This is a genomic window from Pseudarthrobacter sp. LT1 (assembly GCF_035621795.1).
GTDB lineage: Bacteria > Actinomycetota > Actinomycetes > Actinomycetales > Micrococcaceae > Arthrobacter.
This window is the reverse complement of the sequence record NZ_CP141830.1, coordinates 58,883-73,343: the sequence shown is the minus strand read 5'-3', so window position 1 is coordinate 73,343 and position 14,461 is coordinate 58,883. Positions and strand designations below refer to the sequence as shown.

At 65.7% G+C, this 14,461-nt stretch carries 13 protein-coding genes; 5 read left to right on the top strand and 8 right to left on the bottom strand.

Translation table 11 applies throughout. The annotated features are described in order from the left end of the window. Nucleotides 1–21: 21 nt before the first annotated feature. Both mptB and VIK36_RS00365 read right to left on the bottom strand, forming a co-directional pair. Nucleotides 22–1,647 carry a polyprenol phosphomannose-dependent alpha 1,6 mannosyltransferase MptB gene (gene mptB / locus VIK36_RS00370; protein WP_324643668.1) on the bottom strand — a complete coding sequence of 542 codons (1,626 nt, stop codon included), beginning with the start codon at nucleotides 1,645–1,647 and terminating at the stop codon, nucleotides 22–24. A gap of 148 nt (nucleotides 1,648–1,795) precedes the next feature. Then, entirely contained in the window at nucleotides 1,796–2,197 is a 402-nt protein-coding gene (locus VIK36_RS00365) for a MerR family transcriptional regulator (protein WP_324643667.1), read from the bottom strand. Between the two features lie 183 nt (nucleotides 2,198–2,380). Here VIK36_RS00365 and VIK36_RS00360 point away from each other — a divergent pair, with 183 nt between their 5' ends. Then, nucleotides 2,381–3,880, top strand: coding sequence for a SulP family inorganic anion transporter (locus VIK36_RS00360; protein WP_324643666.1), 1,500 nt, complete (start codon nucleotides 2,381–2,383; stop codon nucleotides 3,878–3,880). Nucleotides 3,881–3,938: 58 nt separating this feature from the next. On the opposite strand, the gene VIK36_RS00355 is transcribed toward VIK36_RS00360, so the two are convergent. The 5 genes from VIK36_RS00355 to VIK36_RS00335 all read right to left on the bottom strand — a co-directional run bounded on the left by VIK36_RS00355 (nucleotide 3,939) and on the right by VIK36_RS00335 (nucleotide 8,703). Then, complete coding sequence (locus tag VIK36_RS00355) at nucleotides 3,939–5,060, bottom strand: FAD-binding oxidoreductase (protein WP_324643665.1); 1,122 nt, start codon at nucleotides 5,058–5,060, stop codon at nucleotides 3,939–3,941. Between the two features lie 79 nt (nucleotides 5,061–5,139). Next, nucleotides 5,140–6,183: a Gfo/Idh/MocA family oxidoreductase gene (locus tag VIK36_RS00350; RefSeq protein WP_324643664.1), complete on the bottom strand. Its 1,044-nt coding sequence runs from the start codon at nucleotides 6,181–6,183 to the stop codon at nucleotides 5,140–5,142. Then, complete coding sequence (locus tag VIK36_RS00345; RefSeq protein WP_324643663.1) at nucleotides 6,183–6,965, bottom strand: amino acid ABC transporter ATP-binding protein; 783 nt, start codon at nucleotides 6,963–6,965, stop codon at nucleotides 6,183–6,185. The genes VIK36_RS00350 and VIK36_RS00345 overlap by 1 nt, the downstream gene beginning before the upstream one ends. Beyond that, nucleotides 6,962–7,750: an amino acid ABC transporter permease gene (locus VIK36_RS00340; RefSeq protein ID WP_159634867.1), complete on the bottom strand. Its 789-nt coding sequence runs from the start codon at nucleotides 7,748–7,750 to the stop codon at nucleotides 6,962–6,964. The genes VIK36_RS00345 and VIK36_RS00340 overlap by 4 nt, the downstream gene beginning before the upstream one ends. A gap of 89 nt (nucleotides 7,751–7,839) precedes the next feature. Continuing rightward, nucleotides 7,840–8,703 (bottom strand): ABC transporter substrate-binding protein, encoded by an 864-nt coding sequence (locus VIK36_RS00335; RefSeq protein ID WP_324643662.1) that lies wholly within the window; start codon nucleotides 8,701–8,703, stop codon nucleotides 7,840–7,842. A gap of 173 nt (nucleotides 8,704–8,876) precedes the next feature. On the opposite strand from VIK36_RS00335, the gene VIK36_RS00330 reads away from it, so the two are divergent. Then, the gene (locus VIK36_RS00330; RefSeq protein ID WP_324643661.1) at nucleotides 8,877–9,986 is read left to right on the top strand and encodes a LacI family DNA-binding transcriptional regulator; all 1,110 of its coding nucleotides are present in this window, start codon (nucleotides 8,877–8,879) and stop codon (nucleotides 9,984–9,986) included. A 22-nt stretch (nucleotides 9,987–10,008) separates the two neighbouring features. Here VIK36_RS00330 and VIK36_RS00325 read toward each other — a convergent pair whose 3' ends face one another. Beyond that, nucleotides 10,009–11,052, bottom strand: a complete 1,044-nt coding sequence (locus tag VIK36_RS00325; RefSeq protein ID WP_324643660.1) for a LacI family DNA-binding transcriptional regulator — start codon at nucleotides 11,050–11,052, stop codon at nucleotides 10,009–10,011. A 237-nt stretch (nucleotides 11,053–11,289) separates the two neighbouring features. Between VIK36_RS00325 and VIK36_RS00320 the strand changes: the two genes are divergently transcribed. Genes VIK36_RS00320 through VIK36_RS00310 form a run of 3 tightly spaced genes read left to right on the top strand, consistent with a single transcriptional unit; the run spans nucleotide 11,290 to nucleotide 14,457 of the window. Continuing rightward, nucleotides 11,290–12,618 carry an extracellular solute-binding protein gene (locus VIK36_RS00320; RefSeq protein ID WP_159634879.1) on the top strand — a complete coding sequence of 443 codons (1,329 nt, stop codon included), beginning with the start codon at nucleotides 11,290–11,292 and terminating at the stop codon, nucleotides 12,616–12,618. Further along, a complete protein-coding gene (locus VIK36_RS00315; RefSeq protein WP_159634882.1) occupies nucleotides 12,615–13,550 on the top strand; it encodes a carbohydrate ABC transporter permease in 936 nt (311 codons plus the stop codon). The genes VIK36_RS00320 and VIK36_RS00315 overlap by 4 nt, the downstream gene beginning before the upstream one ends. A gap of 1 nt (nucleotide 13,551) precedes the next feature. Then, the gene (locus VIK36_RS00310) at nucleotides 13,552–14,457 is read left to right on the top strand and encodes a carbohydrate ABC transporter permease (RefSeq protein WP_324643659.1); all 906 of its coding nucleotides are present in this window, start codon (nucleotides 13,552–13,554) and stop codon (nucleotides 14,455–14,457) included. Nucleotides 14,458–14,461: the final 4 nt, after the last annotated feature.

The following is a 14,461-nucleotide window of genomic DNA, read 5'->3' as shown; positions in this document are numbered from 1 at the left end:
TTTATGTGGCCGGTCGCCCGGCTAGCGGCTTTCGGACCGGTCGACGGCGGCGGGGGCCTGGGGTGCACGGGTGCGGCGTGCCGCCCGCCGCTCCACGGCCCACTGCCACCCGCGCCGGGCCAGGTCCAGGGGCTTTCCCTCGATGAGCAGTTTCCGGGTGTGGACGTCCAGCACCAGCAGGTAGAACGTGAACGCGAGGGCGGTGAAGAACGCCAGGGAGGACGCGTCGATGGGCAGTTCCACGAAGGACCAGACAGAGAGCTGGTCCTGGGCGCCGAACACCACGAAGAATGTCACGCCCACGTAGAGCGAGCGGATCTGCCAGTCGTCCCGGATGCCGGTGACCGCGAGGAACGGCAGGAACCACAGGATGTACCAGGGCTGGATGATGGGTGAGAGCATCACCACGGCGGTGAACGCCAGGGCCATCCGGCGCACCGCCCGGGAGTAGTCGCCGCGGAACATCAGCAGCAGGACCAGGGCGATCGCGGCCCACTTCATGACCGTCCTCAGCCAGGTGGCCAGCGTTCCCCCGGGCAGGCCCAGCGCGTTGGCGAGCATCTCCACCTGCTGGCCCAGGAAGCCCGACGGGGAGTACCCCGTGTAGCCGGGGGTGGGGTCCATGATGGCCCAGGTCCAGCCGATGCCGAGGTTGTAGGGGATGCCGCTGAGGGCCAGCACGCCAAAGCTGATGCCCGCCGTCGCGCCCCACATCAGGAACTTGCGCGGCCAGGAAGCGGAGGGGCCCGCCCACATGACCCCGATGAACGGCAGCAGCAGAACGGTGATGGGCTTGATGCCGATGGAGGCGGTGACCAGGAGGATGCCCAGCAGGTAGCGGCGCGTGGCGGCCAGGTAGACACCGGCGACGGCGAGCCCCACCATGAGTGCGTCGTTGTGGGCACTGGCGATGAAGCTGATGAGGAACAACGGGTTGGCCACGGAGATCCAGAGGGCCCGCGCACCGTTGATGCCGTGCAGTTCGGCCAGTTTGGGGACGTAGATGACGCAGAGCAGGACGCCGACGCCGGCCAGGAGCCTGAAGAGCAGGACTGACGCGTCAGGCTGGGCACCGGTCAGCCCCACGACGGCGCGTGCCAGCCACAGGAAGTACGGTCCGTAGGGGGTCCTGTTCTCGGCCCAGGCGGGGTCGGCGCCCAACGAAAACCAGTTGTTGAGCGTGGAAATGCCCACCTCATACGGGTTCTGGCCCTCCTGGACCAGGCGGCCCTGGCCGGTATACGCGTAGACGTCGCGGGAAAAGACCGGGACGCAGAACAGCAGCGGCAGGGACCAGGCGGAGATGGCCACCACCACGGACCGCAACGAGGACTGCCCCCAGTCCCCCAGCCGCTGGCCCAACCTCAGCCAGGAGCGCATCAGGAGCATGGCGCCGGCCGTCAGCAGCACGGTGGATACGGCAACACCCCACCCCTCGGTGCGGAGCGCGATGACCACCGGCTGCCGGATCATGGGCGAGCCGTTGGCGATCCAACCCGTGCCGATGGAGCCGACAAACATCATGAGGGCGCCGACGAAACCTTCGATGGTGGCGAGGTAGGCGCGGCCCCTGGCGGGCGCGGAGGCGTCGACCGGTTTGCCCGGCCAACTCTCCGACGTCTCAAGGTGTGACCCGCCTGCCGTCATGATTGTGTGGTCCCCTACTTTGTTACGGCACTGGTTGCACCGGCTCTCCGGGCCGCCCTGCAACCCGGTCATTTTATCAGCCGTGCTTACTGCTGCCCGGGGCCATGGCCGGGCGGCAAGGCACAGTTTGGCAACAGCGGCGGGTTCCCTACCGTGCACGCAGCAGCGCCAGGAACTCGTCGGCCATGCCGAGTTGTTCCTCCAACTTCGCACGGCGCCGTGCTGCCTCTTCAATGAAACCGTTCAACTCAGTCCTGATGTCCGTAACATCCTCGCCGGGCGCGGCCGCCTCCAATGCGTCAATGACCTTCAAGAGCCCGGCCATGGCCTCGAGCGTGAACCCCAGCGGCTTCATCCTGCGGATCAGCAGCAGGCGCGTGAAATCACGCTCGGTGTAGAGGCGGAATCCGCCGTCGGTGCGGCCGGACGGTTTGAGCAGGCCCACCTCGTCGTAGTGGCGGATGGTGCGCAGGGATATCTGCGAACGGTCCGCCAGTTCGCCAATATGCATCGTGGCCACCACTTCTTCGGCGGTCATCTCTTTCACCATCACGTCACCAATCCGGGCTCAACCCTCACGTTAGGGTAGTGTTGCATGCGCAGCCGGCAGTCACCGGCGCCTTTTCTCTCCACCCCAATTGTCTTCCATGGCAGGGCTGGACCCTTGCGCACCGTGGCGCGCACAACGTTGCCCACCCCTCTTTCCTGAGAGCCAAGTCCCTGGAGCCGCTCCTTGGCCGTCGCCGACCGCCCCCGCCCCACCCGGCCGCCGAACACCGTCATGGCCGCGCTGCGCTCTCCGCGGCAGCTGACACGCGAAGTCCTCGCCGGCATGGTCACCACCCTTGCGCTCGTCCCGGAGGTCATTTCGTTCTCGATCGTGGCCGGGGTGGATCCGATGGTCAGCCTTGTCGCCTCCATCGTGCTTGCCCTGGCGATGTCCATCCTTGGCGGACGGCCCGGCGTCGTAACGGCGGCAGCTGGCTCCGTCGCCCTGGTCATCGCCCCGCTGGTGCACGAGCACGGGGTCCAGTACGTCCTGCCGGCGGTGCTGCTTGCCGGGGTGATCCAGGTGGTCTTCGGCCTGGCCGGGCTTGCCCGCCTGATGCGGTTCATCCCGCGATCGGTGATGATCGGGTTCGTCAACGCCCTGGGCGTGCTGATTTTCATGGCGCAGGTGCCCCATGTCCTCAATGTCCCCTGGCTCGCCTACGTCCTGTTTGCCCTGACGCTGGCCATCATCTTCGTTCTTCCCCGCTTCACCAAGGTGGTCCCGTCGCCCTTGGTGGCCATCGTCGTCGTCACGGCGATCGCCATCATTGCGAGCCTCTCCGTTCCGAACGTCGCCGACGAGGGTCCCCTCACGGGCCGGATGCCCGGGATCACCCCCTTCCTGGTTCCGTTTGACGCTGAGACCTTCAAGCTGGTCCTGCCCACGGCGCTGAGCGTGGCGTTTGTCGGCCTCATGGAAACCCTCCTCACGGCGAAACTGGTCGATGACATTACGGAGACCCCCTCGCACAAGGGCCGCGAGTCCTGGGGCCTGGGCGTCTCGAACATCCTCGCCGGGTTCTACGGCGGCATCGCCGGCTGCGCCATGATCGGCCAGACCGTCCTCAACGTGAAGACAGGCCAGGCCCGCACCAGGATCTCGACGTTCGTGGCCGGACTGTTCCTGCTGGCCTTGGTGACGGGACTCAGCTCGATCATGGGGCAGATCCCCATGGTTGCCCTTGCCGCGGTGATGATGGTGGTGGCTGTCACCACCGTCGACTGGCACAGCGTGAAGCCCTCCACCCTGAAAAGGATGCCGCTGCCGGAGACGATCGTCATGGGCGTCACGGTGGCCGTCGTCGTCTTCACGGGCAACCTTGCCTACGGCGTCCTGGTGGGCGTCGTCCTGGCGATGGTGCTGTTCGCCCGCCGGGTGGCCCACGTCATCACCGTCGAGCGGACTTTGGCAGGCGACGGCGGGAGCGTGCGTTACGAGGTGGTGGGACCGCTGTTCTTCGGCAGCAGCAATGACCTGGTGGAGCATTTCGCGTACGCCGACGATCCCGCTTCGGTGACTATTGACCTCAGCCGGGCCCAGATCTGGGACGCGTCAACGGTCGCTGCCCTGGACTCCATCGAAACCAAGTACGGGCACCACGGCGCCGCGGTGGCCATTGAAGGCCTCGATGAGCGGAGCACCAGGTTCCACCGGCGCCTTACGGGGCACTTGGGCGCCTGAGCAGCAGCGCGTGCGCGGAAGGGGCGGGGCCGCGGCCCCGCCCCTCCCTGTTGGAGAACTAGGAGAAACGCCCCGGCCGGAACGTTGCCAGCATGGGGTGCTTCCGGCCCGTCAGGATCTCGCCGGCCAGGAGCTCACCGGCGATGAGGCCCAGGGTGGCGCCGGAGTGCGTGAAGGCAACGAAGCAGCCCGGCACCTGGCCCAGTTCCCCCAGGACGGGTTCGCCGTCGCCGGGGATCGGCTTGTAGCCCATCTTCCAGGAGGCCGGCTTGAGTTCCGGATTGCCGGCAACCAGCCTGGAGGCTTCATCAGCCAGTTCCTGCACCACTTCTTCCGGAATGGTGAAGGAACCGTCCGCGTGCTCGGTGATGTGTTCCTCATACCAGTCGTGGTCCAGCGCGAACGTGCCGCCGGGGTTGGGCCGGAGCGCGGCGCGCGGAGTGTTCATCACGGCGGTGACGTCGTGCTGCACCTGCTTGGTCACCACCAGCATGGACACGGGCGAACCATTGGGGATGTGCACGCCCAGGGGTTGGACGACGGCGGGCGTCGCGGCGCCGCACGCCACCAGGACCGCGGCGGCAGGGTAGGTCCCGCCCGCCGCAGTCTCCACCCCGGTGGTGCGGCCGCCCTCCACCATGACAGAGGCCTTGCCGGCGTTGAGGACCAGTTCGCCGCCCCGTGAGTGGAACTCCTCCATCAGGAAGTCGATCAGGTCCGGCAGGCTTACCCAGCCTTCGCCGGGATTGAAGATGGCGTTGTCCGGTACGGCACTGGAATCAATGCCGGGGGTGGCTGATGCAATCTCTTCCGGAGCGAGCAGCCTGGAGTCGTAGCCGATGGACTTCTCGTAAGCGTGCCGGGCTTCGGTCGCTTCAGACTGGCCGGCCACGTTCCACATGAGGCCGCCGCCGAACTGGAGCCACTCCCGCCGGGGGTTGGAGGCGAAGAGCGTGCGGTAGCGGTCCACGCCGGCCACCCGCAACTGGTGGTAGGGGGTTGACCGTTCGCCGGCGGAATTGAGCCAGGACAGCGAGCGCCCACTGGCTTCGCTGGCAAGGCCCCGCTCGGTCAGCAGGATGACCGAGGCGCCTTCGCGGAGCAGGTGTACGGCGGTGGAGACGCCCAGGATGCCGCCGCCGATGATCGCGACGCGCTTGGTGGCTGGAGCAGAGGACATTGGAGTCCCTTTCTGTGGAATTCGTGGTTCTGATGGGACGCGAGCGGTGCGTCAATGGAGAAGAGTTGGGTGGGGTACCTCACGCCAGGGCGTGGATCCCCTCAATGACTCTCAGTACTTCGAGGGGACCGGCGGGGTCGACGGGCAGCGGCCCCTCCCCGCGCAGGGCTGCGGCCAGTTGCACGTAAAACTGGGGGTAGGCGCCACGTTGGGCAGGAACGGGGGACGTTGCACCATCGATGCCCAGGAGCCCCCAAGACTCCTGGGGGTCGAGGCCATATGCAGCGTCCGACGGCGGCATCCCCGCCGCGAGGGCAGGTTCCTGGCCGTCAAGGCCCCACTTGGTGTACCCGGCCTCGGAGCCGAGGACGTGGAAGCGGGCCCCCGCCTGGGCGGCCATGCCGTTCATCCACAGCCGGGAGCGGACTCCGGAGGCGTGCAGCAGTGACACGAAGGCTTCAGTGTCGGGAGCGTCCGGATGTGGCCCGCGGTTGGCCGTCTCGCCGTAGCTCCGGTCCACCGGGCCGAACAACTGGATGGCCTGGTCGATCAGGTGGGCTCCCAGGTCGTGCAGGATGCCGCCGCCCTCGGAGAGGGACACGGTGTCCCGCCAGTTCCCAAACCCTTCCGGCCGCCACCATTCGAACCGTGATTCGAAGCTGCTGACCTGCCCCAGCGCTCCCGAGGCCAGGATCTTCCGGAGGGTCAGGAAGTCCGCATCCCACCGGCGGTTCTGGAACACCGTGAGCCGCACCCCGCCGTCGTCCGCCCTGCTGATCAGCTCCTCACCCAAGGCGGACGTGGGCACGAACGGCTTGTCCACCACCACGTGCAGGCCGTGGGCGATGGCTGTCGCGGCCAGTCCGAAGTGGGTGTGCGGCGGGGTGCCCAGGATGACCAGGTCCAGGTCCGCGGACAGGGCGAACAGCTCTTCCGGAGTTCCAACGATCCGTGCCCGTGGGTAGAGGCGTGCCGCCTCGGCGGCGCGCCCGGGCTGGGCCGTCACGATCACGTCAAGCGAGAAGTCCGGGTTGGCCGCGATCAGCGGCGCGTGGAAGACCTTTCCGGAGATTCCAAAGCCGACGACGGCGGTCCGGATGGGTGCAGCGGTAACCGTACGCATCAGAGCACCTCGGAGAGGAAGCGTTGAAGGCGTTCGCTGCGGGGGTTGTCGAAGAGTTGGGTGGGGGTTCCGGCTTCAACCACTTCGCCTTCGTCCATGAAGACCACCTGGTCGGCGACTTTGCGGGCGAAGCCCATTTCGTGGGTGACCACCAGCATGGTCATGCCGCGGCCGCCCAGGCCCGCCATGAGGTTCAGGACGCCCTTGACCAGCTCCGGGTCCAGGGCGCTGGTTGCTTCGTCGAAGAGCATGACTTCGGGTTCCATGGCCAGGGCGCGGGCGATGGCGACGCGCTGCTGCTGGCCGCCGGAGAGGTCGCGGGGTCTGTGGTCGGCGCGTTCGGCGAGGCCTACTTCGGCCAGGCGTTGACGGGCGCGATCCATGGCCTGGCCTTTGGGCATGCCCTTCACGGCCCAGAGTGCCAGGGCCACGTTTTCTTCCGCAGTATGGTCCGGGAAGAGGTTGAAGTGCTGGAACACCATGCCGATGCGGGTGCGCAGGGTGTCCGGGTTGGTGCCCAGGATGCTGTCGCCGGCGAGCAGCACGTCGCCGCTTTTGGGTTCGTGGAGGCGGTTAATGCCCCGCAGGAGGGTGGATTTGCCCGAGCCGGAGGGACCGATGATGCAGGTGGTTGTTCCGGGGGTAACCGTGAGGCTGACGTTGCGCAGGACGTCGATGTCGCCGTATGCCATGGTGACGTTGCGCAGTTCCAGGCTGGAGCCGTGGAATGTGGGGGCCTCCGCGGGCCCTGCTGTGGTGGCGTTCTTTGTGGGGGTGTTCATGTGTTGCTCCCGGTGGTGAGCGGCGAGGCCGCGTCGAGTTCCTTGACTTCTTTCAGGCCGCTGGTGGGCGGCGCGGCGCGGCGGCGTCCGGTGCGGAACTTGTTGTCGAAGTGGTTTACCAGGTGTGTCAGCGGGACGGTGATCACCAGGTAGAACAGGCCCGCCGCCACCAGGGGTGAGAGGTTGCCGGAGAGCACGGCGGCGTCCTGGCCCACGCGGAAGAGTTCGCGTTCGGTGACCAGCAGGCCCAGGAAGTACACCAGGGAGGAGTCCTTGACGATCGCGATGAACTGGTTCACCAGGGCCGGCAGGACCCGGCGTACGCCCTGCGGGACCACCACCAGCGCCATGGACTTGGCGTAGCTCATCCCCAGGGCGCGGCAGGCCTCGCCCTGGCCCTTGTCCACGCTGAGGATGCCGGCGCGGAAGATCTCCCCGATGTAGGCGCTGGCGATCAGGCTCAGCGCGATGATGCCCAGCGGGTAAGGGGACGGGCCGAAGATCGACTGGCTGAGCCGGGCGAAGCCCTGGCCGATCAGCAGGATGGTCAGGATGGCCGGCAGGCCCCGGAAGAGGTCCGTGTAGATCCGGGCCGGAACCCGCAGCCATTTCGAGGGTGAGATGCCCATGACGGCCACCACCATCCCCAGCACCGTGCCAAGGACGGTGGCGGCGATGGAGATGATCAGCGTGTTCAGCAGGCCGACCGCCAACAGTTGGGGCAGGACCTCGGCCATAGCGCCGAAGTCGAAGAAAGTACGGATGATGGTGTTGAACCAGTCCATGGTTGCTCTCAGACGTAGATTGAGTGGAGGTGCCGGGGCGGGCCGCGGGCCCGCCCCGGCCGTGAAGCCGGAGGGCTGGTGCTCGCGGGCTACTTGCTGGGTGCCGGTGAGGCGGAGGCGGCCTGTTCGGCCTTGGGCAGGTACTGCTTGGGCATCGGGGAGCCCGGGAACCACTTCTGGTAGAGCTTCTTCCAGGTGCCGTCCTCCATGGCGGCGGCGAGTCCGTTGTTCAGGGCTTCCTTGAAGGCGGTCTTGCCCTTGGCGACGGCGAACCCGGCCGGAGCGTCGAAGGACGGGATGTCCGCGGCGCTGACCAGGCCGTGCTGGTCCTCGTAAGCCTTCGCTGCCTCGTAATCCATGAAGTGGGCGTCCACGCTGCCGCTGTTCACGGCCGCGATGGCGGTGTTGTTGTCCGGGAAGCGGACCAGGCTGGCTGAGGTGAAGTTCTTGACGGCGTACGCTTCCTGCAGGGTCCCCTGGACCACGCCCAGGCGCTTGCCGGCCAGGCCCTCGGCGCTCGTGATGCCCGACGTCTTGGTGGTGATCACCGTCAGGTAACCGGCCAGGTAGCCGTCCGAGAAGTCCACGGTTTCCTTCCGCTTGTCCGTGATGCCGATCGCGGCAACCCCGGCGTCGAACTGCCCGTTGGCCACTGCGGCCAGGAGGCCGGAGAAGTCCTGTCCGGTGAAGACGACGTTGTCCACACCGGCCCGGTGGGCCACATCCTTGAACAGTTCGACGTCGAAGCCGGTGAAATTACCGGACGCGTCGGCGAAGGTGTACGGCTTGGAGTCGCCCAGGCTGGCCACGCGGATGGTGCCCGGCTGGATCAGTCCGTAGGGGTTGTTCTCTGTGGTGGAAGCGGGGGAGGTGGAGCTGCAGCCGGAGAGCGCCAGGACCGCAGCCAGTGCCGCGGCGGCGATTCCGGCCGGGCGGAGGTTCTTTTTCTTCACAGCGTTGTCCAATCGTTGGGAGGGAGGCGGTGCTGTCAGGGCCGCCGAAGAAAGTCGCCGATGCTCTTGTTGAGTCCGGTCTCACACCCTAGGATTGAGACCGGACTCACATCGATGGATAGAAATGTAGCGGAAGTCACAGGGGGCGTCAACAGCCTCTTCGAAAGGTGAAGATGAGCGCTGAAGGAGCACGACGGCGGGACGTCACCGTTGCGGACGTCGCAAAGGCAGCCCAGGTCTCCAAGGCCCAGGCCGCCCGCGCGTTGGGCAATTACGGCGCCGTCAGTGACGACGTCCGCGAGCGCGTCCTGGCCGCGGCGGAGGCCCTTTCCTACCGGCCCAATGAGCTTGCGCGCAGCATGAACACGGGCAAGTCGCACACCATCGGCGTGGTGGTGGGAGACATCGAAAACCCCCACTTTGGACTGGCAACCCGGGGCATCACGGACACGGCAAAGAAGGCCGGCTACAACGTCATCCTGGTCAATACCGACGAAGACCGCGAGGCGGAAGTGGACGCCGTGCGGGTGCTGCTGGACAAGCGCGTGGACGGGCTGATCGTCGCTCCTGCGTCATCGGTGGACACCGGACATCTCCAGGAGGTGCACCGGTCCGGCCGGCCCATGGTCTTCATCGACCGCACTGCCGGGGACATGCCGGTTGAGACCATGGCCGTGGACATGGCGCGGATTTCGCGCGAGGCTACGCGGTACCTGCTGGATGCGGGGCACCGCCGGATCGCCTTCATTTCCACATTGAGGACCGATGCCCCGTACACCCCCGGAATGACGCTGGAGTCCTCCCAGATCGCCGACCGTATCGAAGGCATGCGGGAGGCCTTCCTGGAATCCGGGCTGGCTTTTCCGGAGGACCTGGTCCGGTTGAATGCGGGCGATGAAGACTCCATCCGCAGCATTACCCGGGAAGTGCTCAGGGGGCCGGACCGGGCCACGGCCGTGGTGGCGTCGGACGGCCTCATCGCGCTCAGCGTTGTGGAAGCGGTCCAGGAACTGGGCCTGTCCATTCCAGCGGATGTTTCATTCCTGATGTACGACGACTTTGCGTGGACCAGGCTTACAACCCCGCCCCTCACAGTCATCGCCCAGCCCGTCTACAACATGGGAGTGGCGGCGGCGAAGGCGCTGATCCGGCAAATGGAGGGGCTCCCGCCTGCCGCTCCCGCACAGTTCACGGCGACCCTGGTGCGGCGTGGGTCAGTGGGGCCGTGCCCGGCCACTACCGGGAAGCCTGGCCGCGAACAGCTGGCGGGAAAGCCGGCCTGACGCTTCGCCCCGCCCCCCGCACTCAGGCGGCTGGAGGGGCGGTGGACTCACGGACAATCACGTGGGTGGCAAGCTCCACCCGGTGGGAATCGAGGACTTCCCCGCGTGCCTGGCGCAGCAGCGACCTCAGGGCAGCCCGTCCCATCTCCTCGAGGGGCTGAGCCACCGAGCTCAATGAGGGGACGGACTGCTCGCCCTGGTTGGTGCCGTCGAAACCGATGAGGCTGATGTCCTCCGGGACCCTGATCCCGTGGTGCCGCGCCTCGCTCAGGACCCCCAGCGCGATCGTGTCGCTTCCCGCGAAAATTGCTGTGGGAAGTTCATCAAGCTGCAGCAGGGCTTTGAGTCCCTTGACCCCGCTCTCGGTCCGGAACCGGCCCCCGGAGACAATGTACCGGGGGTCCACCGGCACGCCGGCAGCCATGAGGGCAGCCATGTAACCGTGAAGCCGCGCCTGGTTGCATTCGGCCCCCTCAATCCCGCCGATGTAGGCGATGCGGCGGTGCCCCAGCCCCAGCAGATGCTCGGTGGCCGCCTTGCCGCCGGCCCAGTTTGTCGCGCCGACGCTGACCACGTCAGCGGAAGGCGGATTGAGCGGGTCGATGACCACCACCGGAATCTGGCGGCGCCGGAACGCATTCAGCTGGGCCTCGCTGAAGGCTGAGGTGACCACGATCATTCCCGCCCTGCCCTCTTCCAGGATGCGCTGGGCACGGCGTTCGGGGCTGTGCGGCCCAACGGTGGACTGGCCGGTCACACTCACGAGGATTTCGACGTCGGCGTCGGCTGCGAACTGCAGGATGCCGTTCAGGACCTGGATGGTGTAGGCGGAATCAAGGACGTCGATGACCACTTCCACCACGGTGGCACTTTCCGTGGCTGCGCGGCGCTGCACGGGCGACTGGTACCCCGCCTGCTCCAGTACCGCGAGGATCCGCGCCCTGGTTTCCGGCGCCACGTCGTCCCGGCCGTTCACCACCTTGGAAACAGTTGGAGCCGAGACCCCTGCCTGCCTGGCAACGGTGGCGAGCGTGGGCTTTGTCCGCTCAGGCAATCTGGTCGTCATTGGTTCGCAATCTTTCGAAAATGGAGAGTGGATTCATTTTGGGGAAGGCGACTTCGAAACGTCAAGCTCGGCTCGGTTTATGGTGTTGAGCCAAAAAAGATCCTCTACGATCCCTTGACCACGCGAATATTTAGGGCTTTAGTTTACAGCGTGACTTATATCACCGTTCGAAATGTTTCGAATGAACGTCGGAGCCGATGCCCCGTACCTCGACCGCAAATTCACAATGGAGAAGCAATGAAGCAACCCCAGACGTCCCGGCGCTCTTTCCTCGCCCTCGCTGCCCTTACTCCCTTTGCCGTTGCCGCAACCACTGCCTGCGGAACGTCAGGTCCGGGCGCCTCGAGCGGCGGTGGAGGCGCCAGCATGTGGTATCTGTCCGGTGAGCCGAACCAGACCACCATGCAGAAGGCGGTGGATGCATTCAATTCGGCCAACTCCGCTGACAAGATCAACGTCACCTACTTCCAGAACGACGCCTACAAGACCAAGATCAAGACCGCCATCGGCGCCAACCAGGCGCCAACCATCATCTACGGCTGGGGCGGCGGTGGCCTGAAGACCTACGCAGAGGCCAACCAGGTCGAGGACCTGACCAGCTGGTTCGAGCAGAACCCGGACGTGAAGAACAAGTTCTTCCCATCCTCCTTCGGTGCCGCCACGATCAACGGCAAGATCTACGCCCTGCCCAACCAGTACGTGGCCCCGATTGTCCTGTTCTACAACAAGGACCTGTTCCAGAAGGCAGGCGTCCAGCCGCCCAAGACGTGGGAAGACATCATGTCCCTGGTCAAGACCTTCAACGACATGGGCGTGGCTCCCTTCTCCCTGGGCGGCCAGTCGCGCTGGACCTCGATGATGTGGCTTGAGTACCTGCTGGACCGCATTGGCGGCCCGGAAGTCTTCAAGGCGATCTTCGAAGGCAAGCCCAATGCCTGGATGGACCCGGCGGTGATCGAGACCGGCACCAAGGTCCAGGAGCTGGTCTCCGCCGACGGCTTCATCAAGGGCTTCTCCTCCATTACCGCTGACTCGCAGGCAGACCAGGCACTGCTGTTTTCCGGCAAGGCCGCCATGATGCTGCACGGTTCCTGGACCTACGGTGCCATGAAGAAGGCCGGCCAGAACTTCGTCCAGAACGGCAAACTGGGCTTCGTCCCCTTCCCCACCATTGCCGGCGGGAAGGGCGATCCGAAGAACGGCGTGGGAAACCCCGCGGCCTACATGTCCATCTCCTCCAAGGCCAGCGACAAGGAAAAGGAATCCGCCAAGAAGTTCTTCAAGGACGGCATCCTGACCGAGACCGTGATCGACGCCTACATCAACTCCGGCTCGGTGCCCATCGTCAACGGCATCGAAGACAAGCTGAATACGTCCGAGGACAAAGAGTTCCTTAACTTTGTCTACGACATGGCCAAGAACGCCCCGAACTTCCAGCAGTCCTGGGACCAGGCGCTGAGCCCCACCGCCGCCGAAGCCCTGCTGAACAACATCGACCAGCTCTTCCTGAAGTCGATTACGCCGCAGCAGTTCGCCGAGAACATGAACGGCACCCTCGGGAAATGAGTAACGCCGTCTCCACCGCCCCGCGGGCCACTGCCAGGATCAAGGAATCCAGGCAGACCGAACAGCGCAAGGCCGCCCTGGCCTGGCTGACACTGCCTGCCCTGTTCTTCTTCCTGGTGTTCGCCGTCATCCCGTTGGCCGGCGTGCTCATCCTCAGCTTCACCAGCTGGGACGGGATCGGTGCCATCGGGGCGGCGGGGCTGGACAACTGGTTCTCCGTGCTGGCAGACCCGGGGCTGTACAACGCCCTGGGCCTGACCTTCCTGATCATGATCGTCTCGTGGCTGGTCCAGACCCCCATCAGCCTCCTGCTGGGGGTCTTCACGGCAGGAAGCCAGCGGTACCGTGCCGCCCTGGCGGTGCTGTACTTCCTGCCCCTGCTGCTGTCCTCGGCCGCCGTCGCCATCGCCTTCAAGGCCCTGCTGGACCCGAACTTCGGCCTGGCAACCGGCTTGGGCCTGCCCTTCCTGGCGCAGGACTGGCTGGGGGTTCCGCACCTTGCCCTGGGCCTGGTCATCTTCGTCATCGCCTGGCAGTTCGTGCCGTTCCACACGCTCATCTACCAGGGCGGCGTGCGGCAGATCCCCAAGTCGCTGTATGAAGCGGCCCAGATCGACGGCGCCGGAACCATCAAGCAGTTCTTCCACATCACCCTGCCCCAGTTGAAGTACACCATCATCACCTCCTCCACGCTGATGGTGGTGGGCTCGCTGACGTACTTCGACCTGATCTTCGTCCTCACCGGCGGCGGACCCGGAAACTCCACCCGGATCCTGGCCCTGGACATGTACCTCCGGGGCTTCCGGGCCAACCTCATGGGCCCTGCCAGCGTCATCGCCGTCATTCTCGTCATCATCGGCCTTGCACTTGCCTTGTTCCTCCAGCGCCTTGGAGGCAAGGACAAGCAGGGCAGCCAATTGGAAGGTTTGTAGGGTGAGTACCGTCCTGAAGAGCAATACGCGGGAGGACCGGACCGGATCCATTGGCGGCACACCGGCCGCCACAAGGGGACTCGGTTCACGGCTGAAGCGGCTGAACATTCCCGGCGGCCTTGGCGGCTGGTTCTGGCTCGCCATCATCATCCTGCCGGTCTATTACGTGGTGATCACCAGCCTGAAGACGCAGGCAGGCTACTTTGGCCAGAATCCCCTGGCCCTGCCCACCTCGCCCACGCTGGAGAACTACCAGATGGTCCTCGAGGCGGATTTCGCAACGTACTTCATGAACAGCGCCATCGTCACGCTCGGTTCCGTGATCCCCACGGTGCTGGTTTCCTTCATGGCTTCCTTCGCCATCGTCCGTGGCAGCGGCAGGTTCCTCAAGCTGGTCAACGGCGTGTTCCTCATGGGGCTTGCCATTCCCCTGCAGGCAACGATCATTCCCATCTACTTGATGATCATCCGGCTCAACCTGTATGACAGCCTGCTGGCGCTGATGCTGCCGTCCATTGCCTTCGCCATCCCGCTGACGGTGCTGATCCTCTCCAACTTCATCCGCGACGTCCCGAACGAACTGTTCGAGTCCATGCGGCTGGACGGCTGCAGCGAATGGCAGACCATGTGGCGGCTCGCGCTGCCCCTCACCCGGCCAGCCATCGTGACAGTAGCCATCTACAACGGCCTGCACGTCTGGAACGGGTTCCTGCTGCCGCTGGTCCTCACCCAGAGCCCCGGCCTGCGGGTCCTGCCCCTGGGCCTGTGGACCTTCCAGGGCGAATTCAGCGTCAACATTCCCGCCGTGCTCGCCTCCGTGGTGCTCAGCACCCTGCCCATCCTGGTGCTGTACGTCATCGGCCGGCGCCAGTTGCTCGCAGGCCTGACCGCGGGCTTCAGTAAGTAGAAAG